At 61.1% G+C, this 20583-nt stretch carries 10 protein-coding genes, 4 tRNA genes and 1 riboswitch; of the genes, 9 read left to right on the top strand and 5 right to left on the bottom strand.

Features of this window, described 5'->3' with window-relative positions; all coding sequences use genetic code 11:
- Window positions 1–99: 99 nt before the first annotated feature.
- The gene (gene rpsB / locus HNP33_RS10485; protein ID WP_184708115.1) at window positions 100–852 is read right to left on the bottom strand and encodes a 30S ribosomal protein S2; all 753 of its coding nucleotides are present in this window, start codon (window positions 850–852) and stop codon (window positions 100–102) included.
- 368 nt (window positions 853–1220) lie between these two features.
- On the opposite strand from rpsB, the gene HNP33_RS10480 reads away from it, so the two are divergent.
- Together HNP33_RS10480 and HNP33_RS10475 are read left to right on the top strand one after the other, a co-directional pair.
- Window positions 1221–2477, top strand: coding sequence for an NAD(P)/FAD-dependent oxidoreductase (locus tag HNP33_RS10480; protein WP_184708113.1), 1257 nt, complete (start codon window positions 1221–1223; stop codon window positions 2475–2477).
- 43 nt (window positions 2478–2520) lie between these two features.
- A complete protein-coding gene (locus HNP33_RS10475; protein WP_184708111.1) occupies window positions 2521–4131 on the top strand; it encodes an NAD(P)H-hydrate dehydratase in 1611 nt (536 codons plus the stop codon).
- A 28-nt stretch (window positions 4132–4159) separates the two neighbouring features.
- On the opposite strand, the gene HNP33_RS10470 is transcribed toward HNP33_RS10475, so the two are convergent.
- A complete protein-coding gene (locus HNP33_RS10470; RefSeq protein ID WP_184708109.1) occupies window positions 4160–4918 on the bottom strand; it encodes an SDR family oxidoreductase in 759 nt (252 codons plus the stop codon).
- A 113-nt stretch (window positions 4919–5031) separates the two neighbouring features.
- Window positions 5032–7362, bottom strand: coding sequence for a ribonuclease R (gene rnr, locus HNP33_RS10465; protein WP_184708278.1), 2331 nt, complete (start codon window positions 7360–7362; stop codon window positions 5032–5034).
- Between the two features lie 19 nt (window positions 7363–7381).
- On the opposite strand from rnr, the gene HNP33_RS10460 reads away from it, so the two are divergent.
- The 4 genes from HNP33_RS10460 (at window position 7382) to HNP33_RS10445 (ending at window position 8160) form a co-directional block, all read left to right on the top strand.
- Window positions 7382–7466, top strand: a tRNA-Leu gene (locus HNP33_RS10460).
- A gap of 115 nt (window positions 7467–7581) precedes the next feature.
- Window positions 7582–7666, top strand: a tRNA-Leu gene (locus HNP33_RS10455).
- Between the two features lie 154 nt (window positions 7667–7820).
- Window positions 7821–7905: transfer RNA gene (locus tag HNP33_RS10450), tRNA-Leu, on the top strand.
- Window positions 7906–8075: 170 nt separating this feature from the next.
- Window positions 8076–8160, top strand: a tRNA-Leu gene (locus HNP33_RS10445).
- 249 nt (window positions 8161–8409) lie between these two features.
- Here the strand turns inward: HNP33_RS10445 and HNP33_RS10440 are convergent.
- Both HNP33_RS10440 and HNP33_RS10435 read right to left on the bottom strand, forming a co-directional pair.
- Window positions 8410–11175: a DUF349 domain-containing protein gene (locus HNP33_RS10440; protein WP_184708107.1), complete on the bottom strand. Its 2766-nt coding sequence runs from the start codon at window positions 11173–11175 to the stop codon at window positions 8410–8412.
- Window positions 11176–11423: 248 nt separating this feature from the next.
- Entirely contained in the window at window positions 11424–15512 is a 4089-nt protein-coding gene (locus HNP33_RS10435; protein WP_325064924.1) for a DUF748 domain-containing protein, read from the bottom strand.
- Window positions 15513–16710: 1198 nt separating this feature from the next.
- Between HNP33_RS10435 and HNP33_RS10430 the strand changes: the two genes are divergently transcribed.
- The 3 genes from HNP33_RS10430 to nrdR all read left to right on the top strand — a co-directional run bounded on the left by HNP33_RS10430 (window position 16711) and on the right by nrdR (window position 19995).
- Window positions 16711–17670 carry a lytic transglycosylase domain-containing protein gene (locus HNP33_RS10430; RefSeq protein WP_184708105.1) on the top strand — a complete coding sequence of 320 codons (960 nt, stop codon included), beginning with the start codon at window positions 16711–16713 and terminating at the stop codon, window positions 17668–17670.
- Window positions 17671–18018: 348 nt separating this feature from the next.
- Window positions 18019–18184: riboswitch (ZMP/ZTP riboswitch) on the top strand.
- Between the two features lie 57 nt (window positions 18185–18241).
- On the top strand, window positions 18242–19486 hold the full coding sequence (glyA, locus tag HNP33_RS10425; RefSeq protein ID WP_184708103.1) for a serine hydroxymethyltransferase: 1245 nt from the start codon (window positions 18242–18244) through the stop codon (window positions 19484–19486).
- A 20-nt stretch (window positions 19487–19506) separates the two neighbouring features.
- On the top strand, window positions 19507–19995 hold the full coding sequence (nrdR, locus tag HNP33_RS10420; RefSeq protein ID WP_184708101.1) for a transcriptional regulator NrdR: 489 nt from the start codon (window positions 19507–19509) through the stop codon (window positions 19993–19995).
- Window positions 19996–20583 lie beyond the last annotated feature (588 nt).

Raw genomic sequence — 20583 nt, 5'->3', positions numbered from 1 at the left:
GTATTCAGTTCAATTGGATGATTGGAAACGTAGGTAAAAAAAAGGGGGCCAATGAGGAGCCCCGCTTTTTATTCGCGACCCTGAGGGTAGCCCTGTGGATTAAGCAGCGGAATTTTCCACTTCCACAAACTCGTCGCCTTCTTCGCCAGCAGCAGCCTTGGCCACTTCTGCAACGGCGTTGGCACGGCCTTCCAGGATCGCGTCAGCGATACCGCGGGCGTACAGTTCCACGGCCTTGGCAGAGTCATCGTTACCAGGGATCACATAGTCGATGCCTTCTGGGTTGTGGTTGGTATCCACCACACCGATCAGAGGAATGCCCAGCTTCTTGGCTTCTGCGATTGCAATCTTGTGGTAGCCCACGTCGATCACGAAAATGGCATCAGGCAGAGCGTTCATGTCCTGAATACCGCCGATGTCCTTTTCGAGCTTTTCCAGCTCGCGCGAGAACATCAGTTGTTCCTTCTTGCTCATCGCTTCCAGACCGGCTTCCTGCTGAGCCTTCATGTCCTTCAGACGCTTGATCGAGGTCTTCACGGTCTTGAAGTTGGTCAGCATGCCGCCCAGCCAACGCTGGTCAACATAAGGAACACCTGCGCGCTGGGCTTCAGCAGCCAGGATTTCGCGGGCTTGGCGCTTGGTACCAACCATCAGGATGGTGCCACGGTTAGCCGACAGTTGCTTGACGAACTTTTGGGCTTCCTGGAACAGGGGCAGACTCTTTTCCAGGTTGATGATGTGAATCTTGTTGCGGCTACCAAAAATGTACTGGCCCATCTTGGGGTTCCAGAAACGGGTTTGGTGGCCAAAGTGGACGCCGGCTTCCAGCATCTCGCGCATCGTAACGGACATAGTCTTCTCCGAAGGTTAGGTCTAAAATCCCGTCCAACAATTGCATGCACCGCAAGCGGCTTTGCAACACCTTGGCGGACGGGTTTGCGATTTGTTCTGCTCAAAGCGCAGGCACACCATGTGCACAGCATTCGGCAAAACCCTAGGATTCTAGCATATTCCTTAGAGGCGCCGAGCAGCCCATCCTGGGCCATCTGCTTCGATTGTGAATTTCAATGAACAATCGATGCCCGCTTGATTTGAACAGACCAAAATCTGGGCACAATCTGGTAATGGAATGCACGAATGTTGCAATTTCTTGCAGCAGTCGCATTCAGAGAACGCAGGCACGCCCCCAAAAAATCGAACCGGCCGGTCTATTGGCATCTATGAAAATTGCAGTCGTTGGTGCAGGCATAGCGGGTATTGCTACCGCTTTTGAACTGATGGAAGCCGGAAACGAGGTCTGCATCTATGAGCAGCACCGCACCGCTGGCGAGGAAGCGAGCTTTGCCCCAGCCGGCCTGATGTGGCCCTGCGCGATCAACCCCTGGGGCGCCACTGCTTTCCAGCAAGCCTTGCGTCTGGGGCTGCACCGACCTGCATTCGCCGAGCTGGATACGCATGGCAGTGTGCTGTCCGCAAGCCGCCGCTGGGCTCGCAAATACCACGCCATTGCTAAAAAACACAACGACGTTGAATCCATCGGTGCATTGCAGGAGCTTGAGCTGTTATCTATGCAGCGCCTACAGCATGCGCAGGAACTGTTCGATATCGATGCCCAGTTCAACGCCGGCCTGCTGCTGCCACTTCGCAAGGAACCCAATGCAGCAGCACTCTATGAGCTGACGCGGCGCCTGTCGGCCGCGCATGTGGATTACAAGCAATGCACCGAGGCCGAGGCCCGCGCATTGGAGCCGGGGCTCGCAACCGAGATCCGCATGGCAGGTGCCCTGCACCTGCCCCAAGCCTGGGCCGGCAACGGGCGGCTGTTCTCGCAGGGCCTGCTCCAAGCTTTGCAGGGCCATGGACTGCAACTGCTCACCCAGCATGCGGTCACCCGCATCCAGCCGCAAAACCAGGGCGTGCGCCTGGTCACCAGCGCTGGCGAGCGCGACCATGACGCCGTAGTGCTGTGCGCAGGCGAGCACACCACAGCGTTACTGCAGGCAGTGGGCATACGCCTGCCAGCGGCGCCCATCCATGGCTATAGCGTCAGCATTCAGATTGCAGAGCAGTCGCTGGCACCGCGCGGCTCGATCATCGATCTCGAAAACAGCATGGTCTTGACCCGGCAGGGCACCCGACTGCGCATCAGCGGCGGCGCCGAACTAGGCTGGCAGGACAGCCCGGAGCGCACTGAAGAAGCCCGGCACCAGCTCATCAGCGTGCTGCTCGAATGGTTTCCCGGCAGCATTCAGCGCAGCCAGTCGGTGCTGCAGACCTGGCGCGGCGTTCGCACGGCCGTACCCGATGGCCTGCCAGTATTGGGCGCCACTGGCGCGCCCGGAGTGTGGATCAATGCGGCGCATGGCGGCTACGGCTGGGGCCTGTCCATAGGCTGTGCCCACCATGTACGCCAGCTCCTCATGGGGCAAACATCCACGGTCGATGCTGCCGCCTTTGCCCTCGGTCGCTTCGACTGAGGACATCGCATCCAGCCCGCACTGAGCCGCGCTACGATAGCGCATGGCATCCACCCCCCAAGCCACCCCATCGTCTCTGGCAGCCAGTTATCCGTTGCTGCTGAATGCAGAGCAAACACGCATTGCAGAGCGGGCGTTGGCAGCACATCTCGCTCCCTACACCTTGATGCACCGCGCGGGCGAAGCCACTGCCCGCCTCGCCTTGGCCCTGGCGCCGCATGCCAGAACCATCTGGCTCGCCTGCGGCCCCGGCAACAATGGTGGCGACGGACTGGAAGCCGCAGTACATCTGGCCGCCGCAGGCAAAAACGTCTACATCACACTGCTGCAAGTAAAAGGCAAGGCCTTGCCAGAAGACGCTGCGCACGCCCTGCAACGCGCCAACGCAGCCGGGCTGGCCATTAGCAGCGAACCGCCACCCCGCTACGACCTGGCAATTGACGCACTCTGGGGCATCGGGCTGCGCAGCGACATGGCGTTACCGCCCGACTCGGCCGCTGCGCGCTGCGTGCATGCCCTGCTGAACACGGACAGCGATGTGCTGAGCGTGGACACCCCGTCCGGCCTGCTGTGCAACACTGGCGCGCTGGCGCCCGCATTTGCAGCGCTTGCACCGCCTGCCCCACAGGGGCGGCGCTTTACGCTCAGCATGATTGGCCTCAAACCGGGGCTGTTTACCCACCAGGGCCGTGATTGGGCCGGCGAGGTCTGGCTCGCGCCACTGCGGAACGACAGCAATGCTATAAAAATTGACGACCCTGCACTTGACCGATGCTCGGCAGAAGCCGATTTGGCATGCAGTGCCGCCCCGATCCACTTAGTCACCCGCCCCCAACGACGCCTGCAATCGCAAAACACCCACAAAGGCGAGTTTGGCGATGTGGGCGTGCTGGGAGGTGCTCCAGGCATGGAAGGGGCCGCCATGCTGGCTTCAAGTGCAGCCCTGCACAGCGGCGCGGGCCGAGTCATGCTGCACCTCATCGGCAGCACGGGCGCCCGGCCAAGCCCTTTGGCACCCGACATCATGGTGCGCGGCCTGAGTGATCTACTGGCCCAGCGTGGCGCCCTGGTCTGCGGTTGTGGCGGCGGCACCGCCATTGCAGCCGTGCTGCTGCAGGTTCTCGCACGCAGCGGGCCGTTGGTACTGGACGCCGACGCGCTCAACGCCATTGCCGCCGCCCCTGCGCTGAAACAGGCCCTGGCAGAGCGTGCAACCCATGGCGCTACCGTCCTGACGCCCCACCCACTGGAACTGGCACGGCTGCTGGCCTGCACGACAGCCGCGATCCAGGCCGACCGCATCAGCGCCGCGCGGCAGGCCGCACAGCAATTGCAATGCATCGTGGCGCTCAAGGGAAGCGGCACGGTGATTGCCGCACCGGATGGTAGCTGCGCCATCAACCACAGCGGCAATGCACGGCTGTCCATTGGCGGCACTGGCGATGTGCTGGCCGGCTGCATCGCCGCGCATCTTGCCAGCCTGCCAAGCGAAGCACAGGCCGCCCACCCCCCTTTGTGGACCCAGACCTGGCAACGTGTTCTGAACGCCGTGTGGCTGCACGGCCATGTGGCAAACACCTGGGATTTGCAGCACCGCGCACAACCCACGCTGACCGCATCTCGCCTGGCAGAAGCCCTGCCTCGCCAGGCTTGAGTTACATCAACCTCTGTTGAGCAGGCCCTCAACCGCGCCCGACAAAGGGCATCTTGGTTGCCATGACCGTATGGAAAAGCACATTGCACTCCAGCGGCAGGTTGGCCATGTACAGCACGGACTGCCCCACCACATCCACATCCATCAAAGGCTCAGGTGCTACCTCGCCATGCGCCTGCATCACGCCCTGCGTCATGCGCATGGCTAGTTCGGTGCCGGCATTTCCCACATCGATCTGGCCTACGGCAATGTTGTACTTGCGGCCATCGAGCGACGCCGTCTTGGTCAGCCCCATCACCGCATGCTTGGTCGATGTATACGCAATCGACATGGGGCGCGGTGTGTGCGCCGAGATAGAGCCGTTGTTGATGATGCGCCCCCCCATGGGAGACTGGTGGCGCATCACACGGAACGCCTGCTGCAGGCAGTAGAACATGCCGTTCAGGTTCACATTCACCACATCGTTCCAGGTCTCGATGGGCAGCTCGTCAATGGGCACAGCAGGCGCGCCGCGACCAGCATTGTTGAACAGCATGTCCACCCGGCCAAAGCGCTCTACCGCAGTGTCAAACAGAGCCTTTACCGCCACCGGGTCTGCCACATCGGTCGGAACCACCAGCGCCTGCGCTGCGTCACTGGCATGGCTGGCCACCTCCTGCAGCGGTTCGGGGCGGCGGCCCGCCAGCACCACCGCCCAGCCGTCATTCATCAAGGCCAGTGCGGCAGCGCGGCCAATGCCGGTGCCCGCACCGGTCACCACGGCAATCTTTCGGGTTGGATTGGTCATGTTCTTGTACTCCTTGTTGTTGTCCATTCAATAGAAAAGCAATAAAAAAGCCAGGCACCTTCCGCAGGAGACCTGGCTCTTATCATAGTGGCGCGCACGCGGCGCTCAGCACATCAGCGCCTGCCTTTGCGAGCCGCTTTTTTGGCAGCCTGCTTGGCGCCAGCATTGCGCTGCTCCTTGCGGCGCGCATTACCCGCTTCGCGCGAGGCGGTCTTGGACCGTTTCACACCAGCGCGCTGGGCTGCGTAGGCCTCCTCGCTGCCACTGCGCGGGCCACGGCCTGGCTGCTCCTCTGCTGCATTGCGCTGGCGCGCCTTGGCCGATTTGGTGGACTTGGCAGATCGCGGTGCAGAAGCCGCCGCGTCCTCACCTTCGTGCACAAGGCGGAAGTCGATCTTGCGGGCGTCCAGATCCACACGGCTGACCTGGATCTGCAGGCGCGTGCCGATGGTGTAACGAATGCCGGTACGCTCGCCGCGCAATTCCTGGCGCATTTCGTCGAACCGGAAGTAGTCGCCGCCCAGTTCGCTGATGTGAATCAAGCCTTCCACATACAACTGGTCCAACGTGACGAACAGGCCGAACGTGGTGACTGCCGAGACTACACCGCTGTATTCCTCGCCCAGGTGCTCACGCATGTACTTGCACTTGAGCCAGGCTTCCACATCGCGGCTGGCTTCATCGGCACGGCGTTCATTGGCACTGCAGTGCAGGCCCGCGGCCTCCCAGGCCTGCATTTCACGCGAAACGCGCTGCGTGCGCTGCGCCAGTTGCTTGGTGGGTGCTGCCACCCGCGATGCCAGGCGCTTGGCCAGCTTGGCTTCGGCCTCGCCCGGCGTCGGCAGCGCCGGCAACTGGTAGCGCTTGCCAGCCAGGATCGATTTGATGACCCGGTGCACGAGCAGGTCCGGATAGCGGCGAATGGGGCTGGTGAAATGTGTGTACGCCTCGTACCCCAGGCCAAAGTGGCCGCTGTTGATCGGCGTATAGATCGCCTGCTGCATCGAGCGCAGCAGCATGGTGTGGATCTGTTGCGCGTCCGGGCGGTCTTTGGTGGCCTGCGCAATGGCCTGAAATTCGGCGGGCTGCGGATCATCGCTGATCGACATGCCCACCCCCATGGCCTTGAGGTAGCCACGCAAGATGTCTTGCTTTTCCGGCGTCGGGCCTTCATGCACGCGGAACAGACCCGGCTGGCCGCCCTCCTGAATGAAATCTGCCGCGCAGACATTGGCCGCGAGCATGGCCTCTTCGATCAGGCGGTGCGCCTCGGTGCGCGTGCGCGGCACGATTTTTTCGATACGGCCGTTTTCATCGCAGACGATCTGGGTTTCCGTCGTCTCGAAATCCACGGCGCCACGGCGCCCGCGCGCAGCCAGCAAGGCCTTGTACACGTCGTGCAGGTTCAGCAGATCAGGCACACGTTCCTGGCGCTTCATGGCTTCCTGCCCGCGCGTGTTGGCCAGAATGGCCGCCACCTCGGTATAGGTAAAGCGCGCATGGCTGTGCATCACCGCCGGGTAGAACTGGTAGGCATGGATATCGCCACTGGCAGTGACCACCATGTCGGCCACCATGCACAGGCGCTCCACATCTGGATTGAGCGAGCACAGCCCGTTGCTGAGCTTCTCGGGCAGCATCGGAATCACACGGCGCGGGAAATACACGCTGGTGGCGCGGTCGTAGGCGTCCACATCAATGGCGTTGCCGGTTTGCACATAGTGGCTCACATCGGCAATCGCCACCAGAAGGCGCCACCCCTTGGTGCGGCCGATGCGCATCGGCTCGCAATAAACCGCGTCGTCAAAATCGCGCGCGTCTTCACCATCAATGGTCACCAGCGGAATATCGGTCAGATCGACCCGATCCTTGCGATCCATGGCGCGCACCTTGTCGGGCAGCTTCTTGGAAAGGGCCAGGCACTCGTCCGAGAATTCATGGGGCACGCCATACTTGCGCACGGCAATTTCAATCTCCATGCCGGGATCGTCGATCTCGCCGAGCACCTCCACCACGCGCCCCACGGGCTGACCGAATAGCGCAGGTGGCTCGGTCAGCTCGACCACCACCACCTGGCCCGTCTTGGCAGCACCGATGGCGCCGCCGGGGACGAGAATGTCCTGCCCGTAGCGCTTGTCCTCGGGGGCAACCAGCCACACGCCGCTTTCCTGCAGCAGGCGGCCAATGATGGGATGCGGGGGACGCTCGATGATTTCTACAATGCGGCCTTCCGGACGGCCTTTGCGATCGGTGCGCACGATACGGGCGCGGACCCTGTCGCGGTGCAGTACTGCGCGCATTTCGTTGGCCGGTATGTAGATGTCGCTCTCGTTGTCATCCCGGATCACGAAGCCGTGGCCTTCACGGTGGCCTTGGACTACACCTTCAATTTCTTCTGACAAATTATCTGCTCCTGTGTTGGCAGCCGTTTTTTTGATATACAATCGCATTCTTTCCTGAAATGCCCAGGTGGCGGAATTGGTAGACGCACTAGTTTCAGGTACTAGCGGGTAACTCCGTGGAGGTTCGAGTCCTCTCCTGGGCACCAAGTTTAACGACAAGTACTTACTTGTTTTGTGAAAACGGTGAAATATCGGTCTTCACTTACCAAACAAACAGCGGTTTTCAGGAAAGTTGACGAAGAGCCCGGCTCTGAATCACAAGCCCAGGTGGCGGAATTGGTAGACGCACTAGTTTCAGGTACTAGCGGGTAACTCCGTGGAAGTTCGAGTCTTCTCTTGGGCACCAACATACAAGCCGTTGCACACAAGTGCAGCGGCTTTTTCTTTGCCTGCCAGAGCCCGCAAAGCGCACCCGGCACTCTCATGCAGCCCTCTTTCTTAATTTCTCGACTTTGGCTGCCGAGCCAAAAAAATCACTCTATAATTCAGCCTTCCTGAAAGCCCAGGTGGCGGAATTGGTAGACGCACTAGTTTCAGGTACTAGCGAGTAACATCGTGGAAGTTCGAGTCTTCTCCTGGGCACCAAACAGCAAGCCGCTGCACACACCGTGCAGCGGCTTTTCTGCTTGTGGCTTTGGTCTTTTCGGCCAGCGGTGCACGGCCCACGAGCACTACCAGCTATCTTTTTTGAAAAATAGTTTGGGTTTTGCCCAAAACCGCCCTCGGCGCGCCGCTATAATTCATCCATCCTGAAGGCCCAGGTGGCGGAATTGGTAGACGCACTAGTTTCAGGTACTAGCGAGTAACATCGTGGAAGTTCGAGTCTTCTCCTGGGCACCAACACACAAGCCGTTGCACGAAAGTGCAGCGGCTTTTTGTTTGCCCGTTTCCCTGCCCATGTTTGTCTGAAGGAGTAGCGAAAAAGTCAACCCCCGCAGCAAGCATCGCAAGGGCACCGTATCTAGTTAACGGCCACCACTTCTTCAGGCCAGGGCTTTTTCAGCAGCGCATTGCGCAGGCGCCACGGCAAAGAAAAAACGCCCCGGCCAGTGGCGCGGGGCGTTTGTGCATCTCAGATGCTAGACCGCCTTACTTTTTCAGAAGCGATTTCAGCGCATTCTGCAGGCGACGGGCAGATGCATCATCGCTGCCCGATTGCAACACCTTGGCCACATCCTGCTGCCAGGTTTCCTGCGGCGATGGGTCATTGCGGCGCGTGAGCAATTGCAGCTGCAGTGCGCGGCGCGCATCGATGTGGTCAGCCGGCGTTGGCACTTCGGCAGCCATTTCCAGGCGCAGCAGCGCTTCGCGGGCATCACCTGCGGCGGGGGCCGCAATGGCCTGGCCCCAGGTGGCGCGCACTGTGCCCGCCATGCGGCCAAGCTCCTGGGCAGGCGGCAGCAAGGAAGCATCACGCTTGTTCCAGGCCTCCATCATCTGCGTCAGCGCCTGGCCATGGGCCTGGCTTGCCAGCTTGCGCAGTGCAGCCTGGGCGTGGTCGAGTGCGTCACGCTGGGCACGGAAAGCAGCGTCGCCAAGGCGTGGGCCACGGTCTTCTCGTGGTGCACGGTCAAAACGGTCGCCACGTCCAAAGCGGTCATCACCACGGCGCTCATTGCGATCGCCACGCGGGCCACGGCTGTCGCGCCCATCGCGTCCGTCGCGCCGGTCACCTGGCTTGCCGCCACGGCCCGCAGCCACGGGCGCATCGCGCTTCATGCCAGGGCGGTCGTCGCCGCTGCGCTGGGCAATGACCGGCTTGGGGGCTGGTGCCGCAGGCGCTGGCACTGGGGCTTCCACAGCCTCAGCACCCTCTTCTGCCGCGGAGGATTCAGCTGCGCTCGCTTCGGCAGCCGGAGCTGCCTCTTCCGCAACAGCCTCCACGGGTGCATGTGCGGCTGCTGGCGCCGATACTGCCTCGGAAGTAGCCGGCGCCTGCTCTCGCTGGGCCTTGAGCGCCTGTTGCAAGGCCTCAATGGCGTTTTGGATCTGCTGCGCATCGCCGCTGTGGTTGGCCGCCTCCAACGCCTTGGAGGCATCCAGCACGGCCTGATCGCGGGCGCTCAGTTGCTGCGCCACACGCTCGCGTTGCTGCGTCTTGCGTGCAAAAGCCTCGTCAAGTGGCTTGCGGAAGGCATCCCACAGTTTCTGTTCATGGCGGCGGTCCATGGGCACGCCCTGCGCCTCGGTTTGCCACTGGCGCTGCAGTTCGCGCACGGCGTCAATGTTCAGGTGCGGTGCGGCGGCCAGTTCGGTGGCCTGGGCAATCATGGCTTCGCGGCGGGCGATGCTGGTTTTCTGCGCAGTGTGCAAAGGTGCAGATGCTTCGTGGTGCGCAGCCTTCCAGGCGGCCTGCAGTTCGGCATAGGCCTTTTCACCCACGTGTCCGCTGGCGCGCCAGCGGTCGCCAAACTGGAACAGGTCGCGCTGCATGGCCTTCCACTCGGTCGATGCATTGTGGGCCTGTGTCCATGCCTTGAGTTCGGCAATCAGCGCCTCGCGCTCAGCGCGGTGCTGGGCACCTTCTTCACGCACTTTGGCAAGCCAGACCTCGACATGCTTGTAGGCAGCGTTGCATGCGTCGTCGAATTTCTTCCACAGCGCATGGTTGGTGGGGCCGCTCTGGTCGGCCTTTTTCCAGTCTTCACGCAGTTGGCGCAGGGCTTCCTGCAGCTTTCGGCCGCCCAGCTCCTGCCCTTCGGGACGCGCCAGCAGGCCCTGGGCCTTGGCGAGCAGTTCTTCGCGCACTTTGTCGGCACTCCAGCGCTGCCAACCTTCCAGCTCGCCAGCAGCAATCAGCGCTGCGTTGACCTGGGATTCCAGCTCGGCATCGATCTGCTTGCCGTGCTGCTTGAGCACGGCACGCAACTGCTGGGCCGCGCCCGATGCGCCCTTGCCATGGCCTTCCGCAGTCTGTTCCTGCAGCTTTTTCAGGGCCTCTTGCACGGCCTGCTTGGCGCGCTTGGCCTCTTGCGGATCGGCGGCAGGCTTGCCTGCGGGTTTGGCCGCAGCACGGGCTGCCGCCAGCTCCGCCTCGGTGGGCAGGCCGCGGGCAGCGCGCAGCTCATCTGCCCATACGGGAACAGCAGGCAATGGCGCCTGGGCGTCTTCGGCAGCCTTGAGCGTTTGCTGCAGCGCTGACTGGAAAGCCTCCCACACCACCAGCAACTGGCTCTTGGACGTTTCCAGCATCGTGGGGTAGCGCGCTTCCACGCTGCTCCAGCTGGCGTCACTCTCCAAAGAGGCCGCCTGATCCTGCCAGTGCTGCACATCGGCTGCGAGTGCGCTGTCGGCGGCCTGTGCATCCTTGTATGACTTGGTGGACAGCACTTCGACACGCTGGGCCAGCAGCACCGCTGCCTCACGCTGCACTTGCACGCGGTGCTGCAGGTCTTCGATGGTCTTGACGCGCTCGGCCAGTTGGGCCTTGAGCGATGTCAAGGGCTCCTTGGACAAGGGAGCGCCCGCCTTGGCGGCATCACGCTGCCAAGCAAGGGCATCGGCAATATTCAGTTTGGATGCGGCCAGCAGCTTGCCAGCCTTGTCCGCCCATTCGGCCGAAATGGCTTCCTGGCCCTTGGCACGGCGCAGTTCTTCAATGCGCTCACGGATGGCCTTGGCAGCGCCTTTGTCGCGGGCTGACAGTTCCTTGAAGACCTCTTGCAACTGCTCGGCGCCTGGGTTGGTGGCCAGCCATTCGCGCACCTTGGCTGCACGCTCGCCCGATGTGGCCGCCGAAAAGGCGCCGCCCGTCAGGCCGTCGAGCGGATGCGGCGCAGCAGCAGCCTTGGCAGGTGCTGGGGCGGGTTCAGGAGTTTCAGGCGTCTTGTTGCGTGAGAGGAAGGAGGGAAACATGGCTCAGCTCAGTGTAAATACGGCCTGCACTGCCCCAATGCGCTTTGCGATTTTGGACAGTGCAGCCATTGGCACAAAATAAAAAAGGCGCCGACGGCATTCCGCCCGCTGCCAGGCTCCTATTTTGACCGGGTTTGGCAAGGTCTCCAAGCAAGCAGGAGGCAGAAACCGCTTTTACCTTTGCTGACCGGGCAAAAACAAGGGCGGGATGCCACTCCCGCCCTCTCTCCGTCCGGCCCGCCCGCGGTTTAGCGGGGCGCCAGGCTCAGCTCGGCCCGCGGCGTCCAGTCCTTGTCCTGGCCTTCCGTCTTGACATTGCCCAGAAACAGGCGGTCAAGCTTGACGCCCTGCCCGGCGAGGTAATCGCGCACCGCCACGCCGCGCGCCAGTGCCAGCTCACGCATGGCGCTGTCAGGCACATCCACGCTGGTCATGAGCAGGGTTTCCATTTCGGCCTGCGGAATGTCGGAGGCCAGGCCAACCATGTTGCGGGGTTTCTTGATATCAGCGCGCTTGTACACGTCTTTGAGCAAGGCTGCATATTCTGCCGCGCTCACGGAGGCCACCTCGTCGGCCTTGCCACCGGCGCGGATGGCCGCGCGGCGCTTCTGCGCCAGCACCATGTCGTCGATGCGCGCCTTGCGCCAGCCGTCTTTCTCTTTGGCAAGGTCTGCCTGGCCGGTCACGGTCATCTGCAGTGCCGGGCGGTCCTGCAAGGCCTTGGCAATCTTGTCCAGATTGGCCTTGTTCGCAGCATCAAGCACCGCGCTGCCGGGTGCAAATGCCACCTGACTTGCTTCTGCACCACCGCTGAAGGCTCCCGAGAGCAGCGCAAAAGGCGATGTGACGGCCTTCATGATGAGGTTGCCGATCACCTTGAAGATGATGGGTGCCAGCTTGAACTGCGGGTCGTTGAGCGATCCGTTGATCGGCAGATCCAGATCGATCACACCATTGCGGTCAGCCAACAGGGCCACCGCCAGCTTGACAGGCAGGCTCGCGGGCGCGCCCTCGACCGCATCGCCAAACTGCAACTGGTTCAGTACCAGCTTGTTGGTGGCCGAGAGCTGGCCGTCAGGCTGCACGTCGTATTGCACGTCCACACTCATCTTGCCGCGCTCGATGCCGTGGCCCGCATACTTGATGCTGTAGGGCGAGAGCGGCGACAGTTCCAGATCGCGCACCTTGCCATGGATATTGAGCGCCAGCGGCTTGGCCAGCGGATTGAGCTTGCCGGTGATGTCGAGCGACGCCGTGCCTTCGGCTTTGCCGCGCAGCTCCAGATCAGCCAGCTGGGGCGGCGCGCCAGCAGCAGCCGGCTCGGACGAGAAGGCGCTCATGCGGCCCGCCAGCTCCGACAGGTCGGCCGAATAGTTGGGCTTGATGAAGTGGTCGCTGAACTTGACGGTGCCACCGGCCAGCGTGATGGGGCCCATGTCGATGATGGGACCGGTCGCGGCAGGTACCGCTGGCGTTGACACAGCCGGTGCTACCGCATTGGCCGCCTTTGCAGCATTGGGCTCCTTGGCATCCTTGCCGAGATCAGCGCCATTGGCAACCGCAGCGTCAGGCGTACCTGTGGCACCTTCGCTGCCGCCCAGGTCTTGCAGGTTGAGCTTGCCGTTTTCCTGAACAATCAGGCGCGCATAGAAATCGGACAAGGCCGTCTCGCCTACCTTGACCTTCATACGCTGCCCTGGCGCCATCTGAACATCCAGGCCGCGCAGGCTCAGTACCTTCCAGTTGAGCAAGTCGTCGCTGGCGCCAACCAGGCCGGAACCCAGACCGCTGCGCGCCGCGACACCCGTTGATTTTGAAGAGGTTTTTATCGCTTTGGCACCCGCCCCATCTGCGACAGAAGCTTCTTTTTCGATAGCATCGACGGCATCATCGCCTGCTCTCAGCGTTTTGGCAGCTGCCAGCGGCCGCACGCGCACATCATCCAGCCCGGCGTCGCCCTTGACGCTGAGCACCGGCCCCTTGGGTGATTGCACAAAATCGATGCTGCCCTTGAAACTGGCATCCGCCCGCATCAGCCGCACCGGCAGCGCAGATTCGGCATAGGAAACAAAGGCGTGCACCGGCAGCTGGCTCAGGTTCAGGCGCCCTGCAGCCGACAGCGGACTCATGCCCAGGCTGCCATCCCACACCAGGCGGCCCGGCTCGGCGCGGCCCGTGGCGATGCGGCCCGACACCTTCAGTGGTGACGGCTTGGCTTTGGTCGCCAGCGGCGCGTAGTCGCGCAGTTCCACATCAAAATCTGCCAGACGCACGGCTACCTTGCGCGGGGTGGACTCGTCCTGGTAGGCCACATTAGCGCCCTTGACCGCAATGCGCGAGAGCTGCACATCCCAGGGTTTGTCTGCCGAGGCGTCCTTGCCAGGTTTTTTCGCCTCTTTCTCAGATTTATCAGACTTCTCTGCCTTTGCCGCCTTGGTCGCAGGCAGCCAGTCTTCAAACATCATGCGCCCGCTCTTGTCGCGCGACACGCCCAGTGCGGGCTTGAGCAGTTCGATTGCGCCCACCACCACCTGCTGCCTGGCGGTATCGAGCGTGGCATCCTTCACCAGAATTTGCTGCAGTTCAAGCAAATTGTCTTTGCCCTTCAGGCCTACGGCCGAGCCATGGGGTGCTGCGCAGTTGACCTTGCTGTTGCATTGCAGCGCCACGTCCGATACCGTGAGCTGCGCCAGCTTCAGTTCCACAGCCTCGCCCAGCCAATGCAGCTGCATTTCGCTGTCAATACTGCCCTGCACCCCCGGCTCGATCACGCCGGTCAGGTAAGACGCGCCCAACTGTAGCGGCAGTGCGGTGGTCTTCACCGCCACCTCGGCAGTCCGGTCAGTGGCCTTGCCGCTGAAGGCAATGTGCCCCGTGGACGGAACGCCTTTGTCTCCAGACAGGGCCGATTCGCCCTGGAAAGCAAAGGGCTCCTTGAAAGGCCAGGCAAACTTGCTGGCCGTCATCGCAAAATCATTGAGCTGGACACGCGCTGGCACAGGCACGCTCTCATCCACCCACAGGCCTTGCACCTGCTTGAGCGCAAGCTCGTCCACCACCACATTCCAGGCTGGCTTGCCTGCGCCGCCGCGGGATGCGGCTGGCTTGGCTGCCGGGGCGGTCTTCGCAGGCGCTGCGGCAGAAGCACTGGCAACAGCATCGGAGCCAGCAGGCTCTTGGGCAGAATTTTTGGCATCCTTGATGCCTTCATCACCTGCCAGTTCTTCACTTGAAGCTATGCTTTCAGTAGCATTTTTGGTGTCATCCGCTGTCGCAGTCTTGGCCTGCAGGGGCTCACCTTGCGCGTCCAGCAGGCGCAGCTTGCCGTCCTTGCCGCGCTTGAGCGACAGTTGCGCGCCATCGAGCGCCACCCGGGCGATGTGTACCTGCCCGGCAAGCGGCTGCACGTCGGCCAGTTGCACGTCCAATTGCATCCAGGCCAGCAACTCGTCGTTGCTGGCGTCATGCACCTGCACGCCTGTGGCATGCACATCGCCACTCAGCTTGACGGCTGCTTTGTCCGTCTGTTCAAAAGCCACCTTCAGATTGGCATTCAGCACGCCGGATACCAGCTTGACCGGAACGGAAGCCGGGATGTAGCCCAGATACGGCTTGAGATCCAGGTCCTTGATCGCAAAACTCGCGTCGGTCTTGCGGTCATCGGTAAACGGCGTCGATTCGGCCTGGCTGGCAAACTGGCTGCCGTTGAGGCCAAAGGACAGCTGCGGCACTACCTTGATTTCACGCTTGGACTCCAGATTGCTGATGAATGGAATACCCAGGTGCAGGCCGCTCAGGTCATGCGTCTGGCCTACGGTGTCATCGCGGAACAGCACCTGACCGTCCTTGAGCTCGATGTTGTAGAGCGCAAAGTGCGCGGTCTTGCCATCGTCGGGCGGCGGGTTCGGGTTCTTCAGCCTGGCAACGATGTCGTCAAAGTCAAATTTGCCGGGCGCGGTCTGCGCCACGCGCACCACGGGTCTGTCGATCTGGATGGCATCTAGCACGGGCGCCAGCCGCAAGACCGATTGGATATCGGCATCGACATACACGCGGTCCACGGCAAACTGGGGCTCGCTGTCTGGCGCGGGCCCCGCAATCTGCAGGTCCCGCACCGTCAGCTCCAGCGACCAGGGCTTGAACTCTACCGCGCCAATGTGCACTGCGCGCCCGAGCTTCTCAGTGGCGATCTTTTCGCCCTGCGTGCGCAACAGCCATGGCAGGGCCAGCCATGACAGTGCCCATAGCGCCAGAAGCGCCACCACACACCACGCCAGACGGCGCAGCCAGCGCAGGCCTGCGCCCGTTTTCTTTTGGGATTCTTGTTGTTCGCTCACGGCGAAAGTCCTCAATCAGGGGTCGACACCTGCATTGTGCCCAAAGAAGCGTCTAAATAGATAGCAGCACAGCGAATCAGCGTCAGCCCAAGCCACCTTTTCACAATCGTTAAACGCGGTGGAACTCATTTCTGTGCATCCCTGGGGATGCATTCCCGCTCTTATATATATAGAGACATCAGAGAGACAGTACCCGGATCGCCCTGGGGAAAGCCTTGCCAGCCCTTCGTACAACTCCGGGCACAGACCACCTGCGACCGCTTCCTGCGGCGACCAACCATTTACCACTGTTACATCAGCGGCACTTTCGCTACAGCCGCCACTTCTTTTCTCAGAAAGAAGAGTAGACACAAGGCAGTTTGCTCGCCAAAACCGGCTTTTCGCTCCCGAGCATCTTGCTTTCCTTGCACTCATCCTTATATTTACCCATATAAAACAAGGTATAGACCTGAGAATGCAACAGGTTATTAGGCATTTTTACCCTGGTTTTATAAGAAATTTTGGCGGATACAGAGTGATTGACCAATGCCATCGAGAAGTATTGGCGCGTAGCCGTTGGGCTGATCGCACAAGCCCGAGCGGCAACTTCCCGTGCGGAAGCAGGCAGGCAGCTTTTGCGCAGCCATGCATGTCGTCTTCTTTGGGGCGATTCTTACTGAAGTGCCAGGCCGGTAACTCATAACTTCATAGCATGCGACCCAAGATCATTCATCGAAATACCAGAGTTATGGGTGATTTTTCGTATTTATCTGCTCGGCACTTGCCATATATTGCAACTATATGAAGCAGAAGATCGCTCGGATCGAGCGCGATGAACAATCAGGGTTTTTACCAAGTTGCAGGGGTACATCGCCTTTCTGCTTCACGCACCCCACCGCAATCTGGCACTGAAGCGCTATACACGTTTTTTTACTACTTTTTTGTCTTATTTCTGACTTCTATAGTATTGACCGTTTATTAAGCAAGCTTCTAGAATTCGTCCCATTGCATTTTTTGCTGAATTTTTAGTCACACCTCACTTGGTGTTTTGATCGTAGCCCCTGACACGCGAGCAGCGTGCATGAAACGACAAGGGCCGCCCGCAAAGCAGCGGGCAGCCTGATGGGTGCAGCACAGGACGGTGTTGCGCTACCTGCCAGTCTTCAACCCCACTACGGCGGTGATCGGGACAGGCAGGATTGAGAAAGGAATCATTGGTATGACGGCTTCCGCGAAAGTGGCTGCCGGTGCGCGCTCTTTGGGCGGCACCCTAGCCCATGGCATTGTGGCCATGGCACACAACAGTTTGGCATTGGTTGGTTTGTTGGTGGCGTTCTGTGCGCTCACCCTGTTTTCGCGCGCAGACTTGCGCAATGCAGGGGAAGATTACCTGCGCACCTGGTTGCAGGCGCGCCAGGAAAGCGCGATCGACGCTGGCGATGCAGCCGCCGACAGCACCGGTGGCACGGACACCAACATCATCGCAGCGGTGGACCGTGCGACTGCCACCAACCCGCAGCAATTGCCCAAGAACCAGGCAGCGGTGGCCTACTGGCTGGCCAAAAAATACCGCGTGGCGCCTGAACCGCTGGCGGTGCTGGTCTCCGAAGCCTTCCAGGTTGGCAAGGAAACCAAGCTCGACCCGACGCTGATCCTGGCCATCATGGCCGTGGAATCCAGCTTCAACCCCTTCGCGCAAAGCTCGGTGGGCGCCCAGGGTCTGATGCAGGTGATGACCAAGATCCATACCGACAAGTACGAACACTTTGGCGGCCACTTTGCCGCTTTTGACCCGGTGACCAACCTGCGCGTAGGTGTGAAGGTGCTGCAGGAATGCATCCAGCGCGCCGGCTCGCTCGAAGGTGGCCTGAAATACTATGTAGGCGCCGCCAACCTGCCGGACGACGGCGGGTACGCCGCCAAGGTGCTGGCAGAGCATTTCCGCATCAAGCAAGTGGCCAATGGTCGCAGCAACCCAGCAGAACCTCCTGCCAAGCCATCGCTGTCGGCCAAGGCCAGCGTACCGGCCACCACCATGCCTGCAGTGCAAAACAAGGCCTCAGAGCCCGCTGCACCAGCAGACGGCGCTACTGCAACCGTAGCACTGGTGGACAAGTCCGGCGCAGCAGTCGCGCAGCCCGCCAAGACCGAATCCACGACCGTGTCCATGGGCTCCTGATCCGCAGAGCGGCTGCCCGCCTGCCGGGATACCAGACAAGCACCCTGCGGGGTGCTTTTTCTTTGCCCTGGCAATAGAACGTGTTTACGATCTCTACGCAGCCGCGTTGGAGTGCAATCGGGCGATTTCACTCCAACCCGTAGGGACAGTGGGTTTGCGGGCGCCCGGCTAGGGGCGGTCTGCTTCGTTGCAAATCCTCGCAATAGCGGGGCTATTGCTGCGGTATTACGCCTAGCATCCCATCCCTAGCCGGGCGCCCCGCAAAGCCACTGTCGCGGCGCGAGGAGATCGTAAACACGTTCTTAGTCCAGTAGAAGCAACAGCCTTCTGCCAAGCCTCGGCTACACTAGCCGGGTACGCGACTGGCGATAGACATCTGAGCAACCAGATTGTTGACGTGGAATGCAGGCCCGTCCTGCAGCAACCACCGGGGAGCGTACCGTGCGAGGAACTACGGTGCCACGATCACCGCCTGTGTCTTGCCACGTGTTAGCCGTGCGCCTGGGCAGCCCTTGCTTTCTACCGCCAGCTTCTGGCGGGCAGGGGGTTACTTCTGACTCAACCGACCGTCATGTACCAACGTAACATTCTTGTCGAACAGACCGACGCCGAACTCTTTGCGGCCATCCAGGCCGAAAACCAGCGCCAAGAACAGCATATCGAGCTGATCGCCAGCGAAAACTATGCATCGCCTGCCGTGATGTGGGCCCAGGGCACCCAACTGACCAACAAGTATGCAGAAGGCTACCCCGGCAAGCGCTACTACGGTGGCTGCGAGTATGTGGACATTGCCGAGAAGCTGGCCATCGACCGCGTCAAGGAGCTGTTTGGCGCAGAAGCTGCCAATGTGCAGCCCCATTGCGGCGCTTCGGCCAATGAAGCCGTGTTCCTCGCCTTCCTCAAGCCTGGCGACACCATCATGGGCATGAGCCTGGCCGAAGGCGGCCATCTGACGCACGGCATGCCTCTCAATATCTCGGGCAAGTGGTTCAACGTCGTCTCCTACGGCCTGAACGACAAGGAAGAGCTGGACTACGACGCCATGGAGAAGAAGGCGCACGAGACCAAGCCCAAGCTGATCATTGCCGGTGCTTCTGCTTATTCGCTCGCCATCGATTTCGCCCGCTTTGCCAAGGTGGCCAAGGACGTGGGTGCCATCTTCATGGTGGACATGGCCCACTACGCCGGCCTGATTGCCGCTGGCGAGTACCCCAACCCCGTGCCGCACGCCGATGTGGTGACCACCACCACCCACAAGAGCCTGCGCGGCCCCCGTGGTGGCGTGATCCTGATGAAGGCTGAGCACGAAAAGGCCATCAACAGCGCCGTGTTCCCCGGCCTGCAAGGCGGCCCTCTGATGCACGTGATCGCGGCCAAGGCCGTGGCCTTCAAGGAAGCGCTGCAGCCCGAGTTCAAGCAATATGCAGCGCAGGTCAAGACCAACGCCCGCATCGTGGCCGAAACGCTGACCCAACGCGGCCTGCGTATTGTCTCGGGCGGCACGCAAAGCCATGTGATGCTGGTCGATCTGCGTGCCAAGGGCATCACCGGCAAGGAAGCGGAAGCCGTGCTGGGCGCTGCCCACATGACGATCAACAAGAACTCCATCCCCCATGACCCTGAAAAGCCAATGGTGACCAGCGGCGTGCGCATCGGCACCCCTGCCATGACGACCCGTGGCTTCAAGGACGAGGAAGCGCGCCTCACGGCCAACCTGATCGCCGACGTGCTGGACAACCCACGCGACGAAGCCAACATCGCCGCCGTGCGCGCCAAGGTGAACGCGCTGACCGCCCGCTTCCCCGTGTATCGCTGATTGACGCACCGCCAGCGCCTATGAAATGCCCCTTCTGCAACCATCCCGACACCCAGGTGGTCGAGACCCGTGTGGCAGAAGACGGTGGCTTCATTCGGCGCAGGCGCCAGTGCGGGCATTGCGAGAAGCGCTTTACCACCTATGAGCGGCCGGAAGTGAGCTTCCCGGCCATCGTCAAGAAAGACGGCCGCCGTATCGATTACGACCGAAGCAGGCTGCGCGGCTCGTTCAGCCTGGCGCTGCGCAAGCGCCCGGTCAGCATCGACAAGGTGGACATGGCGCTCGAACACGTGGAAGACAAGCTGCGCAGCCTGGGCGCCCGTGAGGTGCAGACCCATCTGATCGGCGAGCTGGTGATGGCCGAGCTGCAAAAGCTCGACAAGGTGGCCTATATCCGCTATGCCAGCGTGTACCGCAGCTTCGAGGACATCGACCAGTTCAAGTCCATCGTCGATGAGGTGACCAAGCCTGCGGCAGGCAAAAAGGACACGGGCAAGAAAAAGCCCTGAGTCTGGATCACCCTGCCCTCACCCTCACAACAGAAAAGCGAACCATTCGGTTCGCTTTTTTCATAGCAGCTGGCTGTAAAGCTTCACACCTAGACGCAGGTCATCACCAAGTGGCAACAGCATGGCTTGGCACTTTGTAAAGTACGGCAAGGGCTATGAAGGGCTGCGCGAGATCGAGAAGGGCGCCCGCCTGTCTAAACTCGGCCTTTGGCAGGATTCTGAACCCATGCCACCATGGGATTGGCGCAAAGCAAAAACTTCAGCACCCAGATCCAATGCTACATACTGAACGCAAAAAACCGTCATTGCGCTGTGGCGTACCTGGCGGCAAAATATGCGGGATTTAAATGGTGGCTGGTTTCCGTACTACGACACCCGCAAGCAAATTGGCCTGTTCTATGAGTACCTACAAGACAGCAGGCCAGCGCTGCTCGATATGCCGCACAGCGATCCGCATGCCCAAATTAAGGCCTGGATACGTGCAGAGCTGGAGAGGCTTTGTTGCATAAATCGGTTTGAGACTGAGTCTCCCCAAACCCCAGACGTAGTTATGCCACGGCCACCGTTTGGGGCGTGCCCAGCTCGGTG

The organism is Comamonas odontotermitis (genome assembly GCF_014207855.1).
GTDB lineage: Bacteria > Pseudomonadota > Gammaproteobacteria > Burkholderiales > Burkholderiaceae_C > Comamonas > Comamonas odontotermitis_A.
Note: the sequence above shows the minus strand (reverse complement) of the source record. Positions and strands in the feature narration are given on the sequence as shown.

What these genes read in the sequence shown, in the direction of transcription:
- rpsB (WP_184708115.1), bottom strand. Translation starts at nt 852, where the DNA reads ATGTCCGTTACGATGCGCGAGATGCTGGAAGCCGGCGTCCACTTTGGC.
- HNP33_RS10470 (WP_184708109.1), bottom strand. Translation starts at nt 4,918, where the DNA reads ATGACCAATCCAACCCGAAAGATTGCCGTGGTGACCGGTGCGGGCACC.
- nrdR (WP_184708101.1), top strand. Translation starts at nt 19,507, where the DNA reads ATGAAATGCCCCTTCTGCAACCATCCCGACACCCAGGTGGTCGAGACC.
- HNP33_RS10430 (WP_184708105.1), top strand. Translation starts at nt 16,711, where the DNA reads ATGACGGCTTCCGCGAAAGTGGCTGCCGGTGCGCGCTCTTTGGGCGGC.
- glyA (WP_184708103.1), top strand. Translation starts at nt 18,242, where the DNA reads ATGTACCAACGTAACATTCTTGTCGAACAGACCGACGCCGAACTCTTT.
- HNP33_RS10475 (WP_184708111.1), top strand. Translation starts at nt 2,521, where the DNA reads ATGGCATCCACCCCCCAAGCCACCCCATCGTCTCTGGCAGCCAGTTAT.
- HNP33_RS10440 (WP_184708107.1), bottom strand. Translation starts at nt 11,175, where the DNA reads ATGTTTCCCTCCTTCCTCTCACGCAACAAGACGCCTGAAACTCCTGAA.
- HNP33_RS10480 (WP_184708113.1), top strand. Translation starts at nt 1,221, where the DNA reads ATGAAAATTGCAGTCGTTGGTGCAGGCATAGCGGGTATTGCTACCGCT.